Source organism: Rhodococcus chondri, from assembly GCF_036327435.1.
GTDB lineage: Bacteria > Actinomycetota > Actinomycetes > Mycobacteriales > Mycobacteriaceae > Rhodococcus > Rhodococcus chondri.
The window spans coordinates 1-19,965 of the sequence record NZ_JAUZMZ010000039.1; the positions used below are offsets into that span (position 1 = coordinate 1).

Annotated in this window: 5 protein-coding genes; 2 read left to right on the top strand and 3 right to left on the bottom strand. The window is 63.1% G+C overall.

Features of this window, described 5'->3' with window-relative positions:
- Positions 1-124 precede the first annotated feature (124 nt).
- From Q8814_RS09385 to Q8814_RS09395, 3 genes are all read right to left on the bottom strand, one after another.
- Entirely contained in the window at positions 125-3,061 is a 2,937-nt protein-coding gene (locus tag Q8814_RS09385; RefSeq protein WP_330151739.1) for a hypothetical protein, read from the bottom strand.
- A 68-nt stretch (positions 3,062-3,129) separates the two neighbouring features.
- Entirely contained in the window at positions 3,130-8,034 is a 4,905-nt protein-coding gene (locus Q8814_RS09390) for a DEAD/DEAH box helicase (protein WP_330151746.1), read from the bottom strand.
- Positions 8,034-11,447, bottom strand: coding sequence for a hypothetical protein (locus Q8814_RS09395; protein WP_330151740.1), 3,414 nt, complete (start codon positions 11,445-11,447; stop codon positions 8,034-8,036). The genes Q8814_RS09390 and Q8814_RS09395 overlap by 1 nt, the downstream gene beginning before the upstream one ends.
- Before the next feature lie 521 nt (positions 11,448-11,968).
- Between Q8814_RS09395 and Q8814_RS09400 the strand changes: the two genes are divergently transcribed.
- Together Q8814_RS09400 and Q8814_RS09405 are read left to right on the top strand one after the other, a co-directional pair.
- On the top strand, positions 11,969-15,352 hold the full coding sequence (locus Q8814_RS09400; RefSeq protein ID WP_330151747.1) for a helicase-related protein: 3,384 nt from the start codon (positions 11,969-11,971) through the stop codon (positions 15,350-15,352).
- A 2-nt stretch (positions 15,353-15,354) separates the two neighbouring features.
- Complete coding sequence (locus Q8814_RS09405) at positions 15,355-19,932, top strand: Eco57I restriction-modification methylase domain-containing protein (protein WP_330151741.1); 4,578 nt, start codon at positions 15,355-15,357, stop codon at positions 19,930-19,932.
- The last annotated feature ends 33 nt before the right edge of the window (positions 19,933-19,965 follow it).

The window sequence follows — 19,965 nt, forward strand, 5'->3', positions numbered from 1 at the left end:
TCTCCTTCGACTGGCTGATGTGTGGTCAGAGACCATCAGCATCGAGGGAGACCCGCCCTCGTTGGCGGAGCCACACGGGTGGGGAATTTCAGTGAGCGTTACTGGGGAATTTCAGCGAGCGCCGTCAGCCGACGATTTCATGCTCCGGTCGACCGGTCGACGGAAGCGTGCCGCAGCTCAGGACTGTTATGAGCAGATCTCCACCGTGCTTTTCCAAGTAGCCGAGGGTGTCGAGTCGTTCGCCGCGCACTATGCGACGACGCGCGCACAAGGACGGCAGGTCGGAAATCTCGATCATGCATCCCACCCACGGGTTCGCATGCAGCTCATTCAAGGTGTCCACCGAACGGTAGCTCTGTCGAGCAAGTTCCGTTCGAACGACGAGCGACGGTAGCCGGTAGGTGGGGATCGTACTGTTCCCTAACGACTCCAACGCCGTTCGGGGATTGTCCGAAACCACACGGAGCAACTCACGACGCATCTGCCCTTGAAGAACATCTTCTGGATCGTTCAACGTCCGTGCCAGGACTGCCCAGATCTCGGGCATTACCTGAGGGTTGCGGGGCGGATGACCTCCTTGCGCAAGATATTTCGAAAGACGCTCGCGGTTCTTGTTCCGATCGCGCTTGTACCCACGTTGTTCGACCTCGAACACCGGACCATCCGGCCATTCGGGTGCGTCATCACAAACCCACGGGTCGGACACCCGGAGCTGAACGTAGAGCTTGCCCGACTCTGCCAGTTCTTTCGGTAGGCGAATACGGACATCGTCCACTGAAGTCTCCCGTGGGCCGGCCCAAGGAGCAGTGGACCACCACACATTCGCAACCAGATTGTCGACGACTCTCAGTCCGTCGAAGACCATATGCCCGTCCTCGATCCGAATTTCCCTGCAGCTCCCGATTGGACGAATCTGCGCAACGGTGAACCTGGCGATCCGTTGGTCTTCCGACACAGCGACAGCCGCCAATACGCAGTCCCCTACTTTGCGTGCGGCGTCGGTGAAGACTCGAAGGTCTGCTTCGAAGTGTCCGTCCGTAGTCCTCCGAGGGCAGTTCCATTTGAGTGAAACACCGTCTTGGTCGCGCAGTTCCAGCCGTAGTGCCGTGCAGCCGGGTACCTTCAGCGCCAGCAAGGATTGCTCATCCAGGTCGGCATGGAAAAGCACCGGCACCGATGTTCGCCATCGGATTACGTGCCCGATCGGGCCCACGTGGATTCGCACGTGCGGCGGCGTCAACATCAACGTGTGCTTGACACCGCCTGCGGAGAAGTCGATATTTCGCTTGACCTCGTCCCGTGCGAATTCGATCGAACTCTGAGCCGGCCGGATGGCGCCGCGAGAACGCACTTGTGCCGTAACAGGGTCCAGGCCGCCGCCGGAGGCAGGTCCACGCACCCACCGATCCGCTATTACCTCGACACCTTCGAGCACGAACACCGTGAAACGCAGACTGGAACCTGCAGACCCTGTAACCGCGACGTCGAACTGGCCGGCCAGATTACCTCTCACCCCAGCGAACGGGTCGACGGTGCGCGTCTCCACCCCACTGGCATAACTCGAATCCGCAACCGGTCTTCCGTTGTTGCTCCTGATATGAACTTGCCACGACGAGTCGTCACCTTCACGGCGACCGGGAAGTCGAAGTCTCGGCTTCTCGGCATAGACGGGGATTCCCGTCGAAGTCGTCAGTCCGACGATCTCCGTACCGAGTTCCAGCCGCGGTATCTCGACGACTCGGACTCCCCGCAAAACTCCCTTGCGAGTATCGGTCACCACCCTCAGCGACATCGCGTCGGACAGGTCCACCGCGGCGACTTGCCACCCCCTCCACCCACCAGGAGAACCGAGAAATGCGTAGGGTTGAAGTTCGACGTCGGCGACCTCATCCACCAGGCGCGCGTGTTCCGGGTAAACCGCCAGCAGCTCGCCCTTGGGCAACACTGCCTGGTTCCGCAGCCAACGGCCATCTCGATCGAAAAGGAGGATCGGGTCCTTCATACGCACGAGCGGAATCAGCCAGGCGGATTGCACTGAGCTGCATTCGATGACGAGTTCCCGAGACGGTTTCAGAATCGGCAGTCGCATCGGCTCCCATTCACGCCAATCGAGTCCCCATGCGCCCGGAGGGCTTACTACCGTGGTGTCACCGTCGAGCGATACACGCCACTTCTCCCCTTCGCCGAACTCGGTAGGTGGGAGTTCAACGACAATCTGATCGTCGATAGGTGCATACAGCACCGAAGGAGCCCGACGCCCGCGTGCCTCGGACGTAGCGCGTACAGCCCCTGACCTACCCAAGGCATGGACTTCGAGGGCCGCGTCGATACCGTCCCGCAGAATCGTCGGAATCTCGTAGAGGTCGAGTACGAGGTCGCGGTCCGTCAGATTGTCCAATAGTCGGTCGACGCTCTTGACGAGATAGTCGAGAACATCGATCGCGAACGATCCTCCATACGCGATGAAGTTTCGGACCGGCTTGGCGAGCTTCAGTACCTGAGGGTTCCTGTCCGACCGTGCAATCCACTGCACGAGGCCGGCACCTGACGCGAGACGTCCTCGATGGAGATATTCGTCGGCTACCTCGACGAGCGCACCCATGCAGTGGATCGGAACACCAGCGTGAACCCCGAGCATCTGTACATACCACCCTCGGAGCGCCGGGAACGCGTCGAGTCCGAAACGATGGATGTTCGGCTCGACGCCTTCCCGGAGCGCGTTCTCGAACGCAAGTGTCCGAGGAAGTCCGAGTTCCGCCCAGAAGCTCTCCCAGTACCTGCCGTGTTCGTATGCAAGTGCAGCGTGACCGACCAGAGCGGTCATCGTGAGCGCGGGATACCGATCGATGAAGTCTCTGATGGCTCCACCCGCACTCCGATGACGCCGAGCTGCGATTCCATAGAAGCCTTGGATACGCTGCACCTCGGCCTCACCGAAGTCTGCACGGACGACAAGGTCCACTTCGGCGAGGCGTACCCGGAGCCTGCGCTCCTCGTCGCTTAACCATGCTTCGAGCTCGCTCGGAGCCGGGCCCTCCTCGCTGCCGACTTGCATTGGCACAGTTGCCTCCTCCGCTCAGACGAGTCTTACCGTCGCAGAATCACAATCATGCACCGGAGCATACGGTTTCAGCTCCGCGTCAACTCTTCGATCAAGTCCTCCGTATCCACCATCTCGAGAGGGAAGAAGCTGAAGCCGTGATCCCGCAACCAAGCGTCTCGGTCGGCGTCGTCATCTGTGAGAACTGCCAGTTTCTGGCTCTCCCACATGATTTCCACAACCCAACCGTCGCCCACTTCCACTCCAATTTCGGGGACCGGCAATTCGGCCTCCGCCAGCTGCGAAAGCAACGGTCGCGCTTCACTGTCGACCAGGTCGAGCGCTTCCTGCCACGGCGTCGACGTTCCACCGGCAACTGAGATCTCCCGGAAGATCGCTAGAGCCCCTCCACGAGTGAGCTTGTCGTGATGCCGTGCGTTCCGATAAGTCCGCAGGCATCCGTAGCACGAGGTCTCTTCACCACAGTCGCACGAGTTGAGGCGCTCGACCGCCCCCGCAAGAACTGTCTCCAGATTTTCGGCGATCTTCTTGGACGCACCCGCGCCGGCAGGCACGGTGTCGAACAGGACGATGCTTCGCCGCCCGTCGCGGCTCCATGACAGAGTGCCGTCAATGTCGTCGCGACTGATTTCGAGAACCTTCGACGCGCCTTCCAGTAGCGCGTACAGCACGGACATCCAGCGTGATCCGCTTTCCTTGTCGTACCCCACATCACCGAAAGTGAATTCGGCGACGTCGGTTTCGTAGCGGTGCGCGAGTGATACACGGTCGAGTGGACCGTCGCAGGGCTTTCCGGTGGCAGGACGCTCGTGCTTCCGAGGCGTTCCGCGCCCGGAGTGTGCCGTCGCCCAGCCACACCACTTGCACAACAGGAAGCCTCCGCCTTCGCCTTCGGAGATGACCGCCATGCGGGCACGAACTCCGGCTTTCGCTTCGACGGTGATACCGCCCGTGGACTTCCAGGTGAAGGTATCGACCACCTGACCGATGTCCTCCACGTAGCTCGCGCCGTTCCACTTTCGCTCCGGCGGAGCGGTCCCGACATCGGTAGCCTTACCGTCGGCGACAAAACCGTATTCGGGGACCACAAATCGTCTGATAGTGGTAAATGGCTCCTGGCACCCACCGCAAACTTCGCCGGCATCGAGAGTGTGTGCGGCCTCGAATCTGTCGCAGTTCCGACATACTCGGTACTCGAACTCTTCGAGCTCACGCTTGGGCACCCGGTGGATGCCGCGCGAGGTCCATACCTTTCCACCAGCGACGATCTGGTTTCCGGGAGCGTAGTCGTAGATTGCCTGGCTCAGGTCGCGTGACAGCTCGAGGTTCCTACCCACAGGTTCCTGGCAATGTTGTGTGCGCAGTTCGACGGTGTCGACCGGAAACCCGTACTTGGGCAGGATGTTCTTATTCGCGAGAAACCCGAGCAATTGGCGCTGCTCGATCGTTCGCAGTGTCTTCTGCAGGTGGTCCGCAATCCGAAACTGCTCCGCGTTCTTGGCTTCCTCGATCAATTCGCGGAAGGTCTGGAAGTCGTTCTCCACGTCCTTCTCGACCTTGTCGAGCAGGTCCGCGAGATACTCGACCCACGCGTCGGTCTCGATTCCGATCTGCTCCTGCACCTCCGGGGGAAGAATTCTGCGCAGGTCGTCACGCATTTCCTGCGGAACGGGCGTGAGGAAGGCTTTTACCCGGGATGCGGGTGACGCATCACTGCCGGAGGCCGGGCGGAAGAACTGGCCTGCTTCCTTCCAAGGAGCACCGGTAGATTCGAATCCATACCGGAAGTACGCCGCAAGTGCCACCGAATGCGCGTGGCGGCGACCGATACGCTCGTTCTCGATGGGAATCCAGGGGATCCGCATCTGACCGGCGATCATCGACTTCGGGTCCTGGAACTTCGACAGGTCGTGTGAACTCCGATTTGCGTATGTCAGCACGAGCGCGGCCGAGGCTGCACGTCGACCGGCACGGCCTGCGCGCTGGACATAGTTTGCGGTTTTCGGAGGCATGTTGCGCATGACCACGGACTGCAGGTCACCAACATCGACACCGAGTTCGAACGTTGTCGAGCACGACAGCACATTGACCTTGCCGTCGATGAATTCCCTTTGGATCTCAGCGGCCTGTCGGGCTGTCCATTGAGCCGTATGTTCCTTGGCGGCCAACGGTGCAGCGTTGAGGGTGCCGTAGATGTTGCGGTAATGATTGGTGTCGCGCTCGAGCGGTGGGATCTCGTATGGCAGCAATTTTCCGGGACAGCTGCTGTTAGGGCATACACCGCGCACGGTGAACGCGGTCACGCGTCGGCACGTGTCGCAGCGGTGCCAACTGCAATCCATACCGTTGTGGACCGCCAACTTCGTATGGTCGATCTGGTAGGCGTCGGTCTCGAACTTGTCGGGCTCATGTTTGATGTACCCGTTGTCGAGAAGGAATCGCCAGCAGCCGTCGAGCACCTTCCCGGCGTCGATCTCCTTGCCGAGTTCTGCCAACACCTTGGACATGAACCGAACACGATTGTTCGTACCGCCAGCGCGTCCGCTCGGTAGCCAGGACAGCACTTTGCTCTTCGGGTTGGAACCGACACGGGTGATCCGGATGCGCATATTGCGTGGCTCGAAGCGTTCGCTCCTGATGTCGACTTCGTCCAGCAAGTTCACTGCACCCTGCAGACGCACTGTTTTGAGAAGTTCGTCGATCAGGTCCCATGCCTCGTCGTCGGTAAGTCCGAGTTGGGTCAATCCTCTCGGAACAGCGACGGTTTCACGCGAGACGGCCACGCGCATCAGTCCGAGACCTTCGAGGGACTGCTTGTGGTCCATGGTCATGAGTTCACCCATGACCCATTCGTTTGCGGCCTTCTCCATCACGACCCGCCCGGCTGTCGGCGGGAAGTGATGTGCGACTTTGGCTTTCTTCTGGGCAATCAACGCGAGGTCTTCAACGGTCAGGTCTTCATCCGCGTACTTGCGGTCCTGCAGTGCCATGGTCAGATAGCGCCGCTCGAGGAGACGCCCGTAGGTTCGCCCGAGATACGGCGCCGCGAACGCCGCGGCTTGACGGGAGTCGGAGAACATCAACAGCTTGCGACCCTCGCCGACCTCCTTGACAGTCTCGTCGGTCGCGGCCGGAAGTTGTTGATACAGAGCGGTGGTGATGACCGCCGGTGCGGCGTTCACGTCAGTGCGGAGCCGCCGAATGAGCTGGCGGGCACTGGCTCCGCATTCGGTGCACGTGCTCATGACTTTCTTGGTGCCGCGATGCTCCCGCACTTGACGCGATGTGCCGCCCGGGCAATCCGCAGTCGGGCACATACCGTCTGCGTCGCTGAGCAGTCCGCACCCGGTGCAGAGGTAGCGAATTCCGGAGTCGGCTTTGGTTGTGCTGTCACCAAGGGTTTCTTCGTCCTCATCCACACTCGTGTCTGCGGCGTCGGTGAGGACCAGCCATTTCACGGATGCATCGTTCTTGACGCTGGGGACGAAGAACTTGCCGTTCTTGCGGAGGTCGACATCACCCGCCAGGTGTACCGCGCCGCAACGTTGACAGGTGCCGAACTCGAACATCGCACGACCGGTCCCCGGATCGATCTCGTGACGGCCGAGCAGAACGGTCGGCCCATCCTCACCGAAGCTGACGAAAGCGCCCTCGGTAGCGCGGACAAACATGTGGTATCGCGCCGAGAGCACCGGGTTGCCGCTGGTGTCGGTGACGGTGGATCCGAGCGTGACAAGGGATTGGAGTTTCTCGCCGGAGTGAGGATCGTTGGGCCATAATCGTTCACTCAGCGCGAATGCATCGATCGGACCCCCGGCCAGCGTCTCGCGCAGGGACCGGATCGTCGTTTCCGTATGCAGCGCCTCCGCCGGATCACCATGCGACGAGCGGGAAGCGAGTGTTGCGAGGTCGGCCCCAGGCCGGGACCACTCGACCAACTCGTCGTCCGTCATCTGCCACGTCGCCGGCTCCCGCCGTTCCAGACGCGTCGGGGTCACGAGATCTTGACGATCGGGGTCGTCATTGATGAACTCGAATTCGGCTTGGAACAGATTGCGAGCAAAGGTCATTGCCTCGTCCGGCGGGCCGTCGAGGGACGCGGAGGTCGCGATGCACTGCAGTGTCGAGTTGGGCGCGACTCGCTGACGCAGCCGGCGCAGCAATAGAGCAACCTCGGAGCCCTGTGCACCATCGTAGACATGTGCCTCATCGAGGGCGATATATCTCCAGGTACCGGCGTAGGGTCCGTCGAACAGGTCGAGATCGGCGGGACGCAGCAGCAGGTATTCCAGCATGGCGTAGTTGGTGAGCAGGATCTGCGGCGGGCGAGCACGCATCTCCTCCCGACTGAGCATCTCGTTGGGTAGACGATCCTGTCCTGGGTTGGTGGAACGGAACAGGTTCTCGGCCTTATCCGCATACTCGAGCGTCTCACCGGTGTAGCGACCGAACGTGATGTCCGGCAGGTCTTTCAGCATCCCACGAAGACGCTTGAGCTGATCGTTGGCGAGTGCGTTCATCGGGTAGAGCAGCAGCGCTCGCACGCCGGGTCCGAGCGTGCCGGCCTCACGCTCGGCGATCAACGAATTGATGATCGGCAGCAGGAAGCTTTCGGTCTTGCCCGAACCGGTACCGGTGCTGACCACGATATTGCGGCCGGACGTGACCTTGCGGATCGCACGTTCCTGGTGCTGGTAGAGCGGCCGACGCAGGTCATCCGGATTGCTGTAGAGAGCGGCCAATCCCGGACGCAGAACGCCTTCATCGATGAGCTCGGGGATCGACTTGCCCGGCGCGTAGGGAGGAGTCAGCTCGAGCAGTGGCCCCTTGCTCAAGAGCCGCGTCTCGTCGATCGCGGTGTCGAATGCGGCGGCCATCGCCGGATCACTCGGGCCCAAAAGGGTTTTGAGGTACCGCTTATAGGTCTCGTCGATTTGCCGTGCGGTAGCCAGGGGGTCGAGACGATCCGGCATCAATTTGCTCCGATCAGATTGCCATGGCGGGCATGGGTTACGAGGGCTTCGGCGATGAGCAGATCGGTCATCACCAGGCCGGGACACAAACGAGCCATTGCGGCCCAGGACTCTTCGAAGTCCGAAGTCACGGGTGGGTGCCTGAGCATTCCGTGAGCCTTCATACGAGCAAGCACCGCAAACGTCAACGACTGCAGCGACAGCAACATCCACCGATGTTGCACGGTATTTACACCGTCGAGCTTCTCGTTGCGTGCGGCGACCTCACGGTAGATCTGCCCACGGGTCCTCTTGATGGTGTCGAGCGAGCGCGCGGTGGCCGACGCGAAGGACGGCGACCATCCCAGTTCCAGCCACATAGTGCGATTGTGAAACGCATCGATCACGGCGCTGACTCGGGTGTCCTCATCGAGCACGGCACCCGGAACGAGTCGGGCGTGCTCGAAGATCGCCTCGACCTGGGATTCGGGCAACCCGTCGAGCAGTACGGTGTCCTTGTCGAACACGCCGCCGTAGAGCTTCGTGGACTTACCCCGAGCCAGCACCTCGATCAGTGTTTCGCCGCCCTTGTCTTCGAGATAATCCAGCGTCTCCGCGCGCTCTGCCCCCACGTACTCACGGCGCGCGTACAGCGACGGCAGATCGGCGATCTCGATCATGCACCCCACCCACGGATTCGGATGGAGGTCGTTCAGCGTGTAATCGGCTGTGTAACTTCGGTACACCAGGCCGGTTCGGATAAGTAGAGACATCATCTCGGGCAGCGGAATGGTACTGCTTCCCAACGCCTCGAGCGCAGCACGCGAGTTCTCCGAGAGAATTCGGCTGAGCGCGGACCGCAGTTGTTGGGTGTGTACGTCCTCCGAATCCTGAGGCAACAGAGCCAACGCGGCCCACACCTCAGGCATGCTCACCGCGTCGGCGGGTGCCGGGCCGGCTCCTGCCAAGAACCGCGACAGGTTGTCGCGTTCGCGCGACACGTCGTGCATCCACCCCGGCTGATCCATTTCGAGGGCCGTATCGCCCGGCCAGGACGGTGGGGTGATCGTCACCCACGGATCGTCGACGAAAACGTGGGCGAGCAGCGGGCCACCGTCGACATATGCCTCGGGCAGCTTGGCTCGACCGTCCGTTACCTGCACGGTCTGCACCGGTAGCCACGGGGCGGTGCGGGCCCAGAGGTTGACGGCGAGGTCTTCTTCCTCCGCTGGATTCTCCAGCACGAGGCAGCTGTCATCGATCGTGATGCGCGTGCACAACGCTGCGGGCCGGACATGCGCGAGAACGATTTTCGTGGTGCGGTCGTGTTCGTCGTCGACGAGCGCAACGATGCGGCACTGCCCCGCGGCGCGGGCGGCGTCGACGAACACCCGGCTCGGCGCCTGGAAGTAGTCGTAGTGCGGGGTGTCGGGCGTAACGTCCTTGAGCAGTCGGCCGTCGACGGTCTCCAACTGGAACACCGCGGCTGCCGAGAGCGGAGCGTGCAGGGCGAAGTTGCGGTCTTCGTCGAGCTCGGCCGGAGTGAGCACGGCGGCCGCAGTTCGCCACAGCGCGGGCGCACCGGCCGGATCGACGCGCATCTGCACGTAGGGCGGAGTCAGTCGCAGGCGGTATGCGCGCTCGCGCTGTGTGACCGTCACGAGCTTGTCGCGGTCGGCGGGCGCGAATTCGATGCGAGGGTGCGGCACCGCCAGGTCCCATTCGCTGGCAACGGTGGCGGTCACCGCCGCGAGGCCACCGGACACCGGGAAGCGGAACGGTCGGGTGTAGTCGATCGAGATTCCCTCGGCGAGGAAGGCCTGCTGTCGCAGGTCGGATCCGATCGGGCCGGACACGTGAATCTCGAACAGCCCGAGGACCGCGTCGTCGATCGGTTCGAACGGGTCGACAGCGAGGTCTTCGTTGGCACCGTGCACTTCGGTGTCGACGACCCAATTGGACGAGTCGGGGCGCTTGACGCGGATCCGCCAGACGATGTCTTGCTTGCCGGGGTTTGCCGGGAGGGTGACTTCCGGCCGCGACCCGTAGACCGTCAGACCATTGAGGGTTTGCAGCCCGTCGACGGGCACGCCGTGCTCGAACGTCGGGGTCGTCGCGTCACGCACGGTGCGAACACCACCAGGGGCTCGCACGCCACGTCGGGTCAGCGCGATAGACCGACACGTCGACAGGTCGAGCTCGGCGATCGACCAGCCCGTCCAGCCGACCGGGACGTCGGGTGTGAACGTCGGCATCACCGTCAGACCGGTGCCGACATCGACGACCTGCGCGTCGCTCGGATATACGGCGAGCACACACTGACGCGGCAGCGCCGTGTGCCGCGGAATCCACCGCCCCTCCGAATCGAAGACCAGGAGGGGATCGTCCTTGTCGACCACCGAGAGCTGTGTGGATTCGTCACTGGGCTGGTGCTGCAACAGGATCTCGCGCACCGGACCCGGCACCGGCACCTGCGTCGGTGGATGCTCCTCGTCGGCGCGTACACCCCAACCGGCTTCGGCCAACGCTTCCCGGGACACACCGTCGAACGACAATCGCCACGGCACGTCGGGGTCGATGTCCGGGTATGGGACTTCGACGACGACCTGCCGGTCGAGCGGCAGGAACGCAATGGTGGGCTTGCGACGTCGGCGGGCTCGCGGCACAACCAGGCGGGGCCCGCTGCCGAACGGCCGCTCGCGAAGCAGGTCGATCAGCTTGTCGAGGAGCAACGTCGGCAGGCCGGTTGTGGAGGTCTCGAGGTCGATGTCCGAAGCGGCCCAACCTTCGGTGTTCACGGTGAATTGAACGAACTCGATGATGCGGTTGAGGATGTCGACCGCGAGTTGATCGCCGTACAGGATGAAGTTGCGGACCGGCACGTCGAGCGTGTTCATCCGATGCTTCTTGCCGGGCTCCCTCAACCACTCGATGATCGCCGCGCCGGTGACCTCGGTGCCTGCAACCATTCGCTCTTCGAGCAGGTCGATAATGTCGCGCATGCAGTACACCGGGAAGCCGGCGTGCAGCGCCATCAGCTGCACGTAGTCGCTTTTCAGTTCTGGAAACTTGCGCAGACCGAAGCGTGTCAGCAGGCGATCCAGTGACTTGCGCAAGGCTTGTTCGAACGGCTGCTCACGCGGTAGATCGAGACGGGCGAAGAACTCGTCCCAGTAACGGTGCTGTTCGTAGCCGAGAGCAGCCTGTCCGACGAGAATCGCCAGCGTCAACGCCGGATATTTGGCGATGACATCTTCCGGTGGTACGGCGAGCCGCAGCATGTCTGCCGCCTGCCGACCGTACATATCCTGAGTGCGGCGGATCTCGTCTTCGTCGAGGTTGATCTCGACCACCAGGGACGCCTTCTCCAGCCGGCGCATGATCTCGAACTCCTGGTCGGACAGCCACTGCTGCCGGAACGACACCCCACTCAAGAAAAAGTCCCTCCTCACAACGAACCTGCCGGCACCCTCGCACATCAAGCCGGCAGACCTCGCGAACCGGCCATGTAACGGGTGTTTCGTTTCCGAGCAGTAAGTTGATACATCACACTGTCGAAACGCAGGAGTAACCACCGCATGATCACCGCCGGCGCGAGCGAAGAGCTCAACGTCGCACCCGGCTCGATCGTCATGGTTCGCGACGAAGGACGGCTCGTCACCTCCGCGGAACAGGGTTGGCTCATCAAGGATCGCGGCGCTCACCAGGCCGCTGAGCGTGCCTGGCGAAATACCGCGGCATCACCGTGGTCGGGCCGTCGAGTTAACGAGTCCTACGCCTCCCGCGATGAGAACTATGTTCCAATCGGGTCGTCTGAGGCCGGACCGAAGTCCGACACCGGTTCACGTGGAAGTTCGAGGTTGCGGTGCCAACGTACAAGTTCAAGTGGACGAACCTCCCGCCATCGCTTCTACGTGGCTTGAGCGATGCACTGCTCGACATATCGGACCCGAATATGGGCGCGGCTGACGCGCTGCGAACGGTTTATGGCGCCCGCCCCAAGGTCGAATTCGTTCACGAGGCGTGGCCCACACTCAGAGAATCATGGCTCAAGACCAACAAGGAGTCGCGTCACCGGATCATCGAAGCGCTGCAAGAGGCGCGTCACGAGAAGGGCCTTATTAAGGGCAGCAAGGCTCAGATGGCGTACCTCAGAGATCTGAAGAACGCGAAAACGCTCCGGAAAATCGTGCTCGCGGAGCTGATCGCCACGGGCGAGGTGGACCGGCCTGACGAGCATGACTCTGCAGGAAAGACTGACAAGCCCCCAGCTGAAGCGCCTGCCAGACCGCGCGAGAAGATCGACACATCTCGATATCGACCCGAGCAACACGACACCAGGGACGGTGCCGGCACCGTTTCCCCCAACGGCCCGCGGATCGTCGAACACACCAGAAAGTGGGGAGCCGACGTGACCACCACGTTGAATTCCGCCGAGCCGTCCGTGCTGGAACCAGCAGCGGAGCTCAACGTTGCGCCAGGCTCGATTGTCGTGGTCCGCGACGAGGAATGGCTGGTCACTCAGGCCGAGCAGGGCTCCGACGGGTGGCTGGTCCGCGTGCGCGGCCTTTCCGAACTGGTGGCCGATGCCACCGCGGCGTTCTACTCGAGTCTGGACGACATCCGGGTCCTCGACCCCGCGCAAGCCCACGTTGTCGCCGACGCTTCCGCTGGCTACCGCAACAGCCGATTGTGGCTCGAGGCCCTGCTCCGCAAGACCCCCGTTCCCTACGGTGACCAATCGCTGACGGTATCGACGCACATGCTCGCCGATTCGCTCGCATACCAGCGGACGGCGGTGGCAAAAGCCCTGGATCCCCAGCACATCCGCCCGCGCATCCTCATCGCGGACGCCGTGGGCCTCGGTAAGACCCTGGAGATCGGGATGATCCTGTCGGAGCTGGTCCGACGCGGGCGCGGCGAGCGGATACTCGTCGTCACCCCGAAGCACGTGCTCGAACAAATGCAGCACGAGCTGTGGTGTCGGTTCGCGTTGCCATTCGTGCGGCTGGACTCGGCAGGTATCCAGAAGGTGCGGCAGAAGCTACCGGCCACCCGGAACCCTTTCACCTACTTCAAACGGGCGATCATCTCGATCGACACGCTCAAGAGTCCCCGCTACAAGGCGCACCTCGAGCGTCAGCACTGGGACGCGGTGGTGATCGACGAGTCGCACAACCTCACCAATGTGGGCACCCTGAACAACGAGCTGGCCCGGGTGCTGGCCCCGAACACCGAGGCTCTGATCCTTGCCTCGGCGACCCCCCACAACGGCAAGGAGGAGTCGTTCGCGGAATTGCTGCGGCTGCTGGATCCGACCGTGGTCGCACCTGACGGCACGTTCACCAAGCAGGACGTGGAGACACTCCTGATCCGCAGGCACCGGCACCACCCGGAAGTCGCCGCCGAGGTGGGCAGCGACTGGGCCGAACGTGCCGAGCCGGTGCACCGCCTGGTTCGGCCCTCCGCCGCCGAGGACGCGGTCGCCGCGGAACTCTCGCACACCTGGCTGCACCCGCAGTCCGGTCGCTCCCCTTACTCCGGTGACACCAAGGGCCTGTTCCCGTGGACATTGGCGAAGGCGTTCCTGTCTTCCCCTGCCGCTCTCGCCGAGTCCATCAAGCAGCGCCGCGGCAAGCTCTCCGAGCACGACACCGATCAGCGCATCGAGTTGGAGGCCCTGGCCACCCTCGACCAACTGAACATCAAGGCCATGGGCGGGCAGGCCGGCAAGTTCGCCGCTCTCGTCGACCGCCTCCAGGAGATCGGCGTCGGACCGAAGTCCGGCACGCGGGCGGTGGTGTTCGCCGAGCGCGTCGCCACGCTCCGCTGGCTCACCGAGCACCTGCCTAAGATGCTGAAGCTCCAACCCGAGAACATCGCGATGCTGCACGGCGGCCTCTCCGACGTCGAGCAGCAGGAGATCGTCGACAGCTTCAAGCTGGAAACCTCACCGATTCGGGTGTTGGTGACCGGCGACGTGGCGTCGGAGGGGGTGAACCTGCACGCGCAATGCCACCATCTGATCCACTACGACATCCCGTGGAGCCTGATCCGCATCGAACAGCGCAACGGCCGCATCGACCGGTACGGGCAGAAGCACCCTCCGGTGATCTCCTCGTTGATCCTCGAACCGTCGGATCCGGATTTCTCCGGCGACCTGCGGGTGCTCTCCCGCCTGTTGGAGCGGGAGAATCAGGCGCATTCCACCCTGGGTGACGTCGCGTCGCTCATGGGCAAACACAGTGTGGGCGAAGAGGAATCGGTGATCCGCAGCGTCCTCGCGCAGAAGTCCAGCCTCGACGAAGAGATCCGCAGCGTCGAAGAGGTCACTGAGGGCGACGACCTGGATGCGTTCTTCGCGCAGTTCGACACAGCCGACGACGGCCAGGCCCAGCTCCCGGAATCGCCCCGGCAGAGCCTCTACCAGGACGACATCACCTTCCTCGACGAAGCCCTCCACGCCGCGTTCCACGACGTGCCCGGCAGCACGCCCGAACAGGGCGGGGTTGGCTGGAAGATCAACAAGGCCCATTCGATTGCGGAACTGATTCCCCCGAACGATCTGCGTCAGCGGCTCGGGCAGCTGCCGCAGAACTATCTGCAGCACGGCCGCGTCCTCGAACGTCTCAAGCTGGCCACCTCCCCGGCCGTCGGCGATGCCCAGCTGCGGATCGCGCGGGAGGGCAAGGGCATCAACGGCACCACCTGGCCCGAGGCGCATTTCCTCGGTCCGCTGCATCCGGTGCTGGATTGGGCCAGCGACCGGGCGCTCAGCGCGCTCGGCCGCAACCAGATCTTCGTGATCCGCGGCGAGGTGGACGTTCCGGCGGTGCTGCTGATGGGCACCCTGATGAACAAGCGCGGTCAGCTGATCTCGCGGGTGTTTTCCACCGCGGAGTTCCCCAACCCGAACAACCCCGACTTCTGCATGGTCGAAACCCGCGAGGATCTGAGCTTTCTCACCGAGGACACCGGTCTGCGGCCGGGTTCGGCGAACCCCGGACCGGTCGCCGACGCCGCCCGCTACCGGGACCTCATCCCCACCGCGGTCACGCATGCGCAGAAGGCGATGTACATGGTGCTCAACGAGCACGAGACCGCGGCCGAACAGCGCCTGAAGACCTGGACGAGCCGGGCTAATCGCTGGCACAGCGAGGCCGAGCAACTCGAGCTGTTCGGTGCGCAGAAGTCGAAGGTGGGCAAGCTTGCCCGCCGTATCCAGGAGGAGCAGCGGCTCGCCGAGCTGCTGGCACCGACCCAGCAGCTGGTACGTCCGCTACTGGTGATCGTGCCCACCGATACCCCCACCGCAAGCACCACCGGAAAGGTCCAGTAGTCGTGGCTTCCTTCGATTCCATCGTCATCGGCGAGGACTGGATCAGCGAGCACTACTTCACCACCGATTCGGTGAAGGAATCGTTCCAGGGCAAGGTGCTCGAGCTCCGCAAATACTGGGACGCCGAGGCCAAGGAGGACCGCACCACGGTGCGGCAAGAATTCCTTGCTGCGTGCCGGGAGCTGCAAACCCAGCTGGCTGCTCTGTCCGAGAACCCGGACGGCGCGGCCGCCGCGCACGCGCTGACTCGACGCGCCCTCGGATTCCCCGGCGATCTGACCACGTTCCACGGTGAGCGCGCGGGCGCGGAGCTGGATGTCCCGGCCGCTGTGCTGCCCGGCGTTACCAGGGTGCTGTTCCTGCAGGCACATCCCGTGGACTCCGTCGACGAGCTACTCGATCCCGACACCGGCCGGCTGATCGAACCCGCAACCGAGGAAAACAAGCCGATCGCGGCGGCGTCGAAGGTCGTCTCGGCCGCGTTCCGTACCGACCAACCCCCGGCGTTCGTCGTCGTCCAGGCCGGGCAGTGGCTGCTGCTCGCCGAGGCCGAACGCTGGGCGGAGGGCCGCTACCTGGCGGTGGACCTGCTGGTGGTCACCGAACGCCGGCACGATGCCCGCGGCGGTGAAATCGACCGGGTGGTCGCGATGTTCGGCCGCCAAGCCCTCACCCCGGACGCCGACGGCAACATCTGGTGGACGGGCGTGCTCGAAGATTCGGTCAAACACACCGTCGGGGTGTCGAAGGACCTGCGTGAGGGCATCCGCCTGTCCATCGAGATCATCGCGAACGAGGTGGTGCGCCGTCGCGCGGACCGGGGGTTGACGCTCGACGGTATCGACGGCCAGGAACTGGCGAAGCATTCACTACGCTTTCTGTATCGCATCCTGTTCCTGCTGTATGCCGAGGCGTCCCCGGAGATGCGGGTACTGCCCGCCGGCGCCCCCGAATACGGCGAGGGCTACGGCCTGGACCGGCTGCGGGAGCTGACGCTGACCGAACTGGTGTCGCCGCAGGCGAAGCACGGCACCCACCTCTACGAGTCCCTGGCGACCTTGTTCCGGCTCGTCGACCGTGGCCACACCCCGCACGCCCCGGAAGACGTCGCCGACGATCCGGCACCCGGCCTCGAGTTCAACCCGCTGCGCGCGGATCTGTTCTCGCCCGAGGCGACCGCACTGATCGACGAGGTGGGTCTGGGTAACGAGGCCACTCAGAAGGTGCTCGAACATCTGGTGCTGTCGAAGGAATCGAAGGGTCGTAAGGGCGCCGACCGCGGCTTCATCAGCTACGCAGAGCTGGGCATCAACCAGCTCGGTGCGGTGTACGAGGGGTTGATGTCGTACACCGGGTTCTTCGCCGAGGAAGACCTGTACGAGGTCGCGAAGAACGGCGACCCGGAAAAAGGCTCGTGGGTGGTGCCGGCGGACCGTGCCGAACACCTGTCCGAGTCGGACTTCGTGAAGGTACTCGATGAGGCGACCGGAGAACTGAAGCCGGTGATCCATCAGAAAGGCACGTTCGTGTTCCGTCTCGCCGGCCGCGAACGCCAACAGTCCGCCTCCTACTACACCCCCGAAGTGCTCACCCGCTTCGTCGTGTCGCAGGCTCTCGCCGAACTGCTCGATCAGAACGGTACCCGCACCACACCGGACGAAATCCTGCAGCTGACGATCTGCGAACCGGCCCTCGGGTCAGGCGCGTTCGCGATCGAAGCCGTGCGCCAGCTCGCTGCCGAATACCTCAAACGCAAGCAGGAAGATCTGGGCAAACTGATCGACGCCGATCAATACCCGATCGAGTTGCAGAAGGTGAAGGCGCACCTCGCGTTGCACCAGGTGTACGGGGTGGACCTCAACGCCACCGCTGTGGAGCTGGCAGAGATATCGCTGTGGCTCGACACGATGGTTGCCGGGCTGCAGGCACCGTGGTTCGGACTGCACCTGCGCCGCGGCAATTCCTTGATCGGTGCCCGGCGCGCGGTGTATTCGACCACCCAGCTGACCAAGAAGGCCTGGCTGACGACATCGCCCAAGGATGCGCCACTGGGTGAGGAAATCGGTGCCGGCATCCACCACTTCCTTTTGCCGTCGCAGGGATGGGGTGCGGTAGTCGACACTGTCGAAGCCAAGACGTACGCACCGGAGAAGCGTGAGGAACTGCGACTGTGGCGCAACGGCATCCGGTCGAATCCGAGCCCGGCGATCAAGAAACGACTTACCGCATTGGCGCAGCGGGTAGAAACACTGTGGGGATTCACGCTGCGGCGACTCACAATCGCCGAGTCGGAAGCTCGCCGCAACATCCACATCTTCGGCACCGACGAACCCGAGCACACACCGGCAATCACACGCGAGCAAATCGAGAAGGTATTGCACGACGAAAACGGCGCCTACCGGCGCCTGCGCCGGGCGATGGATGCGTGGTGCGCACTGTGGTCGTGGCCGCTCACCACGGACATCGAGCCGCCGGACTGGGATCAGTGGCTCGGCGGGCTCGAGGCGATCCTGGGTGTTCCACCGAAAGCTGGGAAGTTCGAGAAGTACGGGCAGACCAGCCTCGCCGGCGATCTGAGCTGGAGCGAGCTCGATGTCGCCGAGGACACCGACCGCACCTTCTCCCAATCCCTCCCGATCGACAAGGCAATCGACGGATTCCCGTGGCTGACAGTCGCTCAGTCCATCACCGACGCGCAGGGATTCCTGCACTGGGAATTGGACTTCGCACCGGTATTCGCTCGCGGCGGATTCAGTCTGCAGGTTGGTAACCCACCCTGGGTCCGGCCCGACTGGGACGAGTCCGGGGTACTCGCAGAATTCGATCCCTGGTGGCAGCTCACCGACAAACCCGCCGAGGACGTCAAACGCCGGAAGCGTGAGGAGACGCTTGCCGTCGCCGGGGCACTGGTTGCCTTCCTGGACGAGCGCGCCCGGCAGACCGGTGTAATCGAGAATCTCGGCTCCGGCGTGGACCGGCCGATACTCGCCGGGCTACGTACGGACCTGTATCGCTGTTTCATGGAGCACACTTGGCGTGCGATGGCGCCGGACGGAATCGTGGGACTCATCCATCCGGAGAGCCATTTCACCGAACTCCGCGCGAAACACCTTCGAGGGGAGGCGTATCGGCGATTACGCCGTCACTGGCAGTTCCGCAACGAGCGAAAACTGTTCGAGATCGGCAACACGCGTGAATACGGGGTGCACGTCTACGGAAATCGGCAATCCGTCGGATTCATCCAGGGATCGACGCTCTTCCACCCGGAGACCGCGGAACGCTCCCTCGTCCATGACGGCTCCGGGCCGGCACCAGGCATCAAGGACGACGAAGGGCGGTGGAGCGAGCGTCCCCACGCAGAGCGCATCATCGAGGTCACCGAATCAAAGTTATCCACATGGGCTGCGCTCATCGACGAACCCGGAACTCCATCCACCGAGGCGCGCATGCTCTACCCGGTGAACCAAGCCAGCGCCGAGGTGCTCGACAAGATCGCGGCCGCACCCCGAATCGGAGACATCGATTTCGAATGGACTCTTGGATGGAATGAGACCACCGACCGCAAGCTGGGGTACTTCAAATCCGACTCTGCCGTTCCCGAGGGGTGGGAGGACGTAATTCTTCAAGGCCCCCACCTGACCGTCGCTGCACCGTTGTATCAGCAACCAAACCTTATCTATAAGAGCTTCAAGGACTACTCAGCTGTCGATCTCGACGCGATCGGCGAGGATTTCATCCCTCGCACCAACTACCAGGTCGCCATGCCGTACGAAGAGTACATCGCCGCCTACCCGAAATGGCACGGCAAACCCAGCTCGACGTACTTCCGCCTCGCGTGGCGCCGCATGGCCGATTCTGCAACGGTCCGGACCCTCCACTCCGCCATCGTCCCGCCCGGGCCGTGCCACATCCATGGCGTACTGGATGCGCATCTTCCGACCACGGTCGATCTGTGTCTTGCCAATGGTTTTTGGTCATCCCTTCCCGTGGACTTCTTCATCAAGGCCGCTGGTGTCTCTGAACTCAATCAGGGCGTTATTCGTCGCCTGCCCCATGTCCGCAATCACCCCCTCGAACCCCAGCTCCTTCTACGCACCCTCCGTCTGAACTGCCTCGTCCGTCCTTACGCCCCCCTGTGGGCGGAGCTGCATGACGTTGAATGGCAGGAGGATTCGTGGGTTCCGCATATCGGGGTGGATTACGACGGGCGACCAGCAATTGGCCAAATCGAGCCAAAGTGGAAGTGGGCGACAGCCCTGCGCCGCGCCGCAGACCGCCGGCAGGCGCTCGTGGAGATCGACGCTATCGTCGCCATCATGCTCGGAATCACCGCAGAGGAGCTGACAACCATCTACCGCACTCAGTTCCCGGTTCTGCAGCAATACGAGCGCGCGGCCCTCTACGACGCCACCGGTCGACAACTCCCCGGCAAGCTGGCCTCCGAGTTCCGCAAGAAGGGGTCTCTTAGGTCGGCAGAGCTCACCGTCGACGGTGTCACCTACGTCGAACCGTTCGTCGGCGTCGACCGTGAGCGCGACATGGAGTTGGCGCACAAGCACTTCTCCGGCCTGGTCGACTGACTATGGCTGGTTCCGTGAACGCACAGCAGGAGA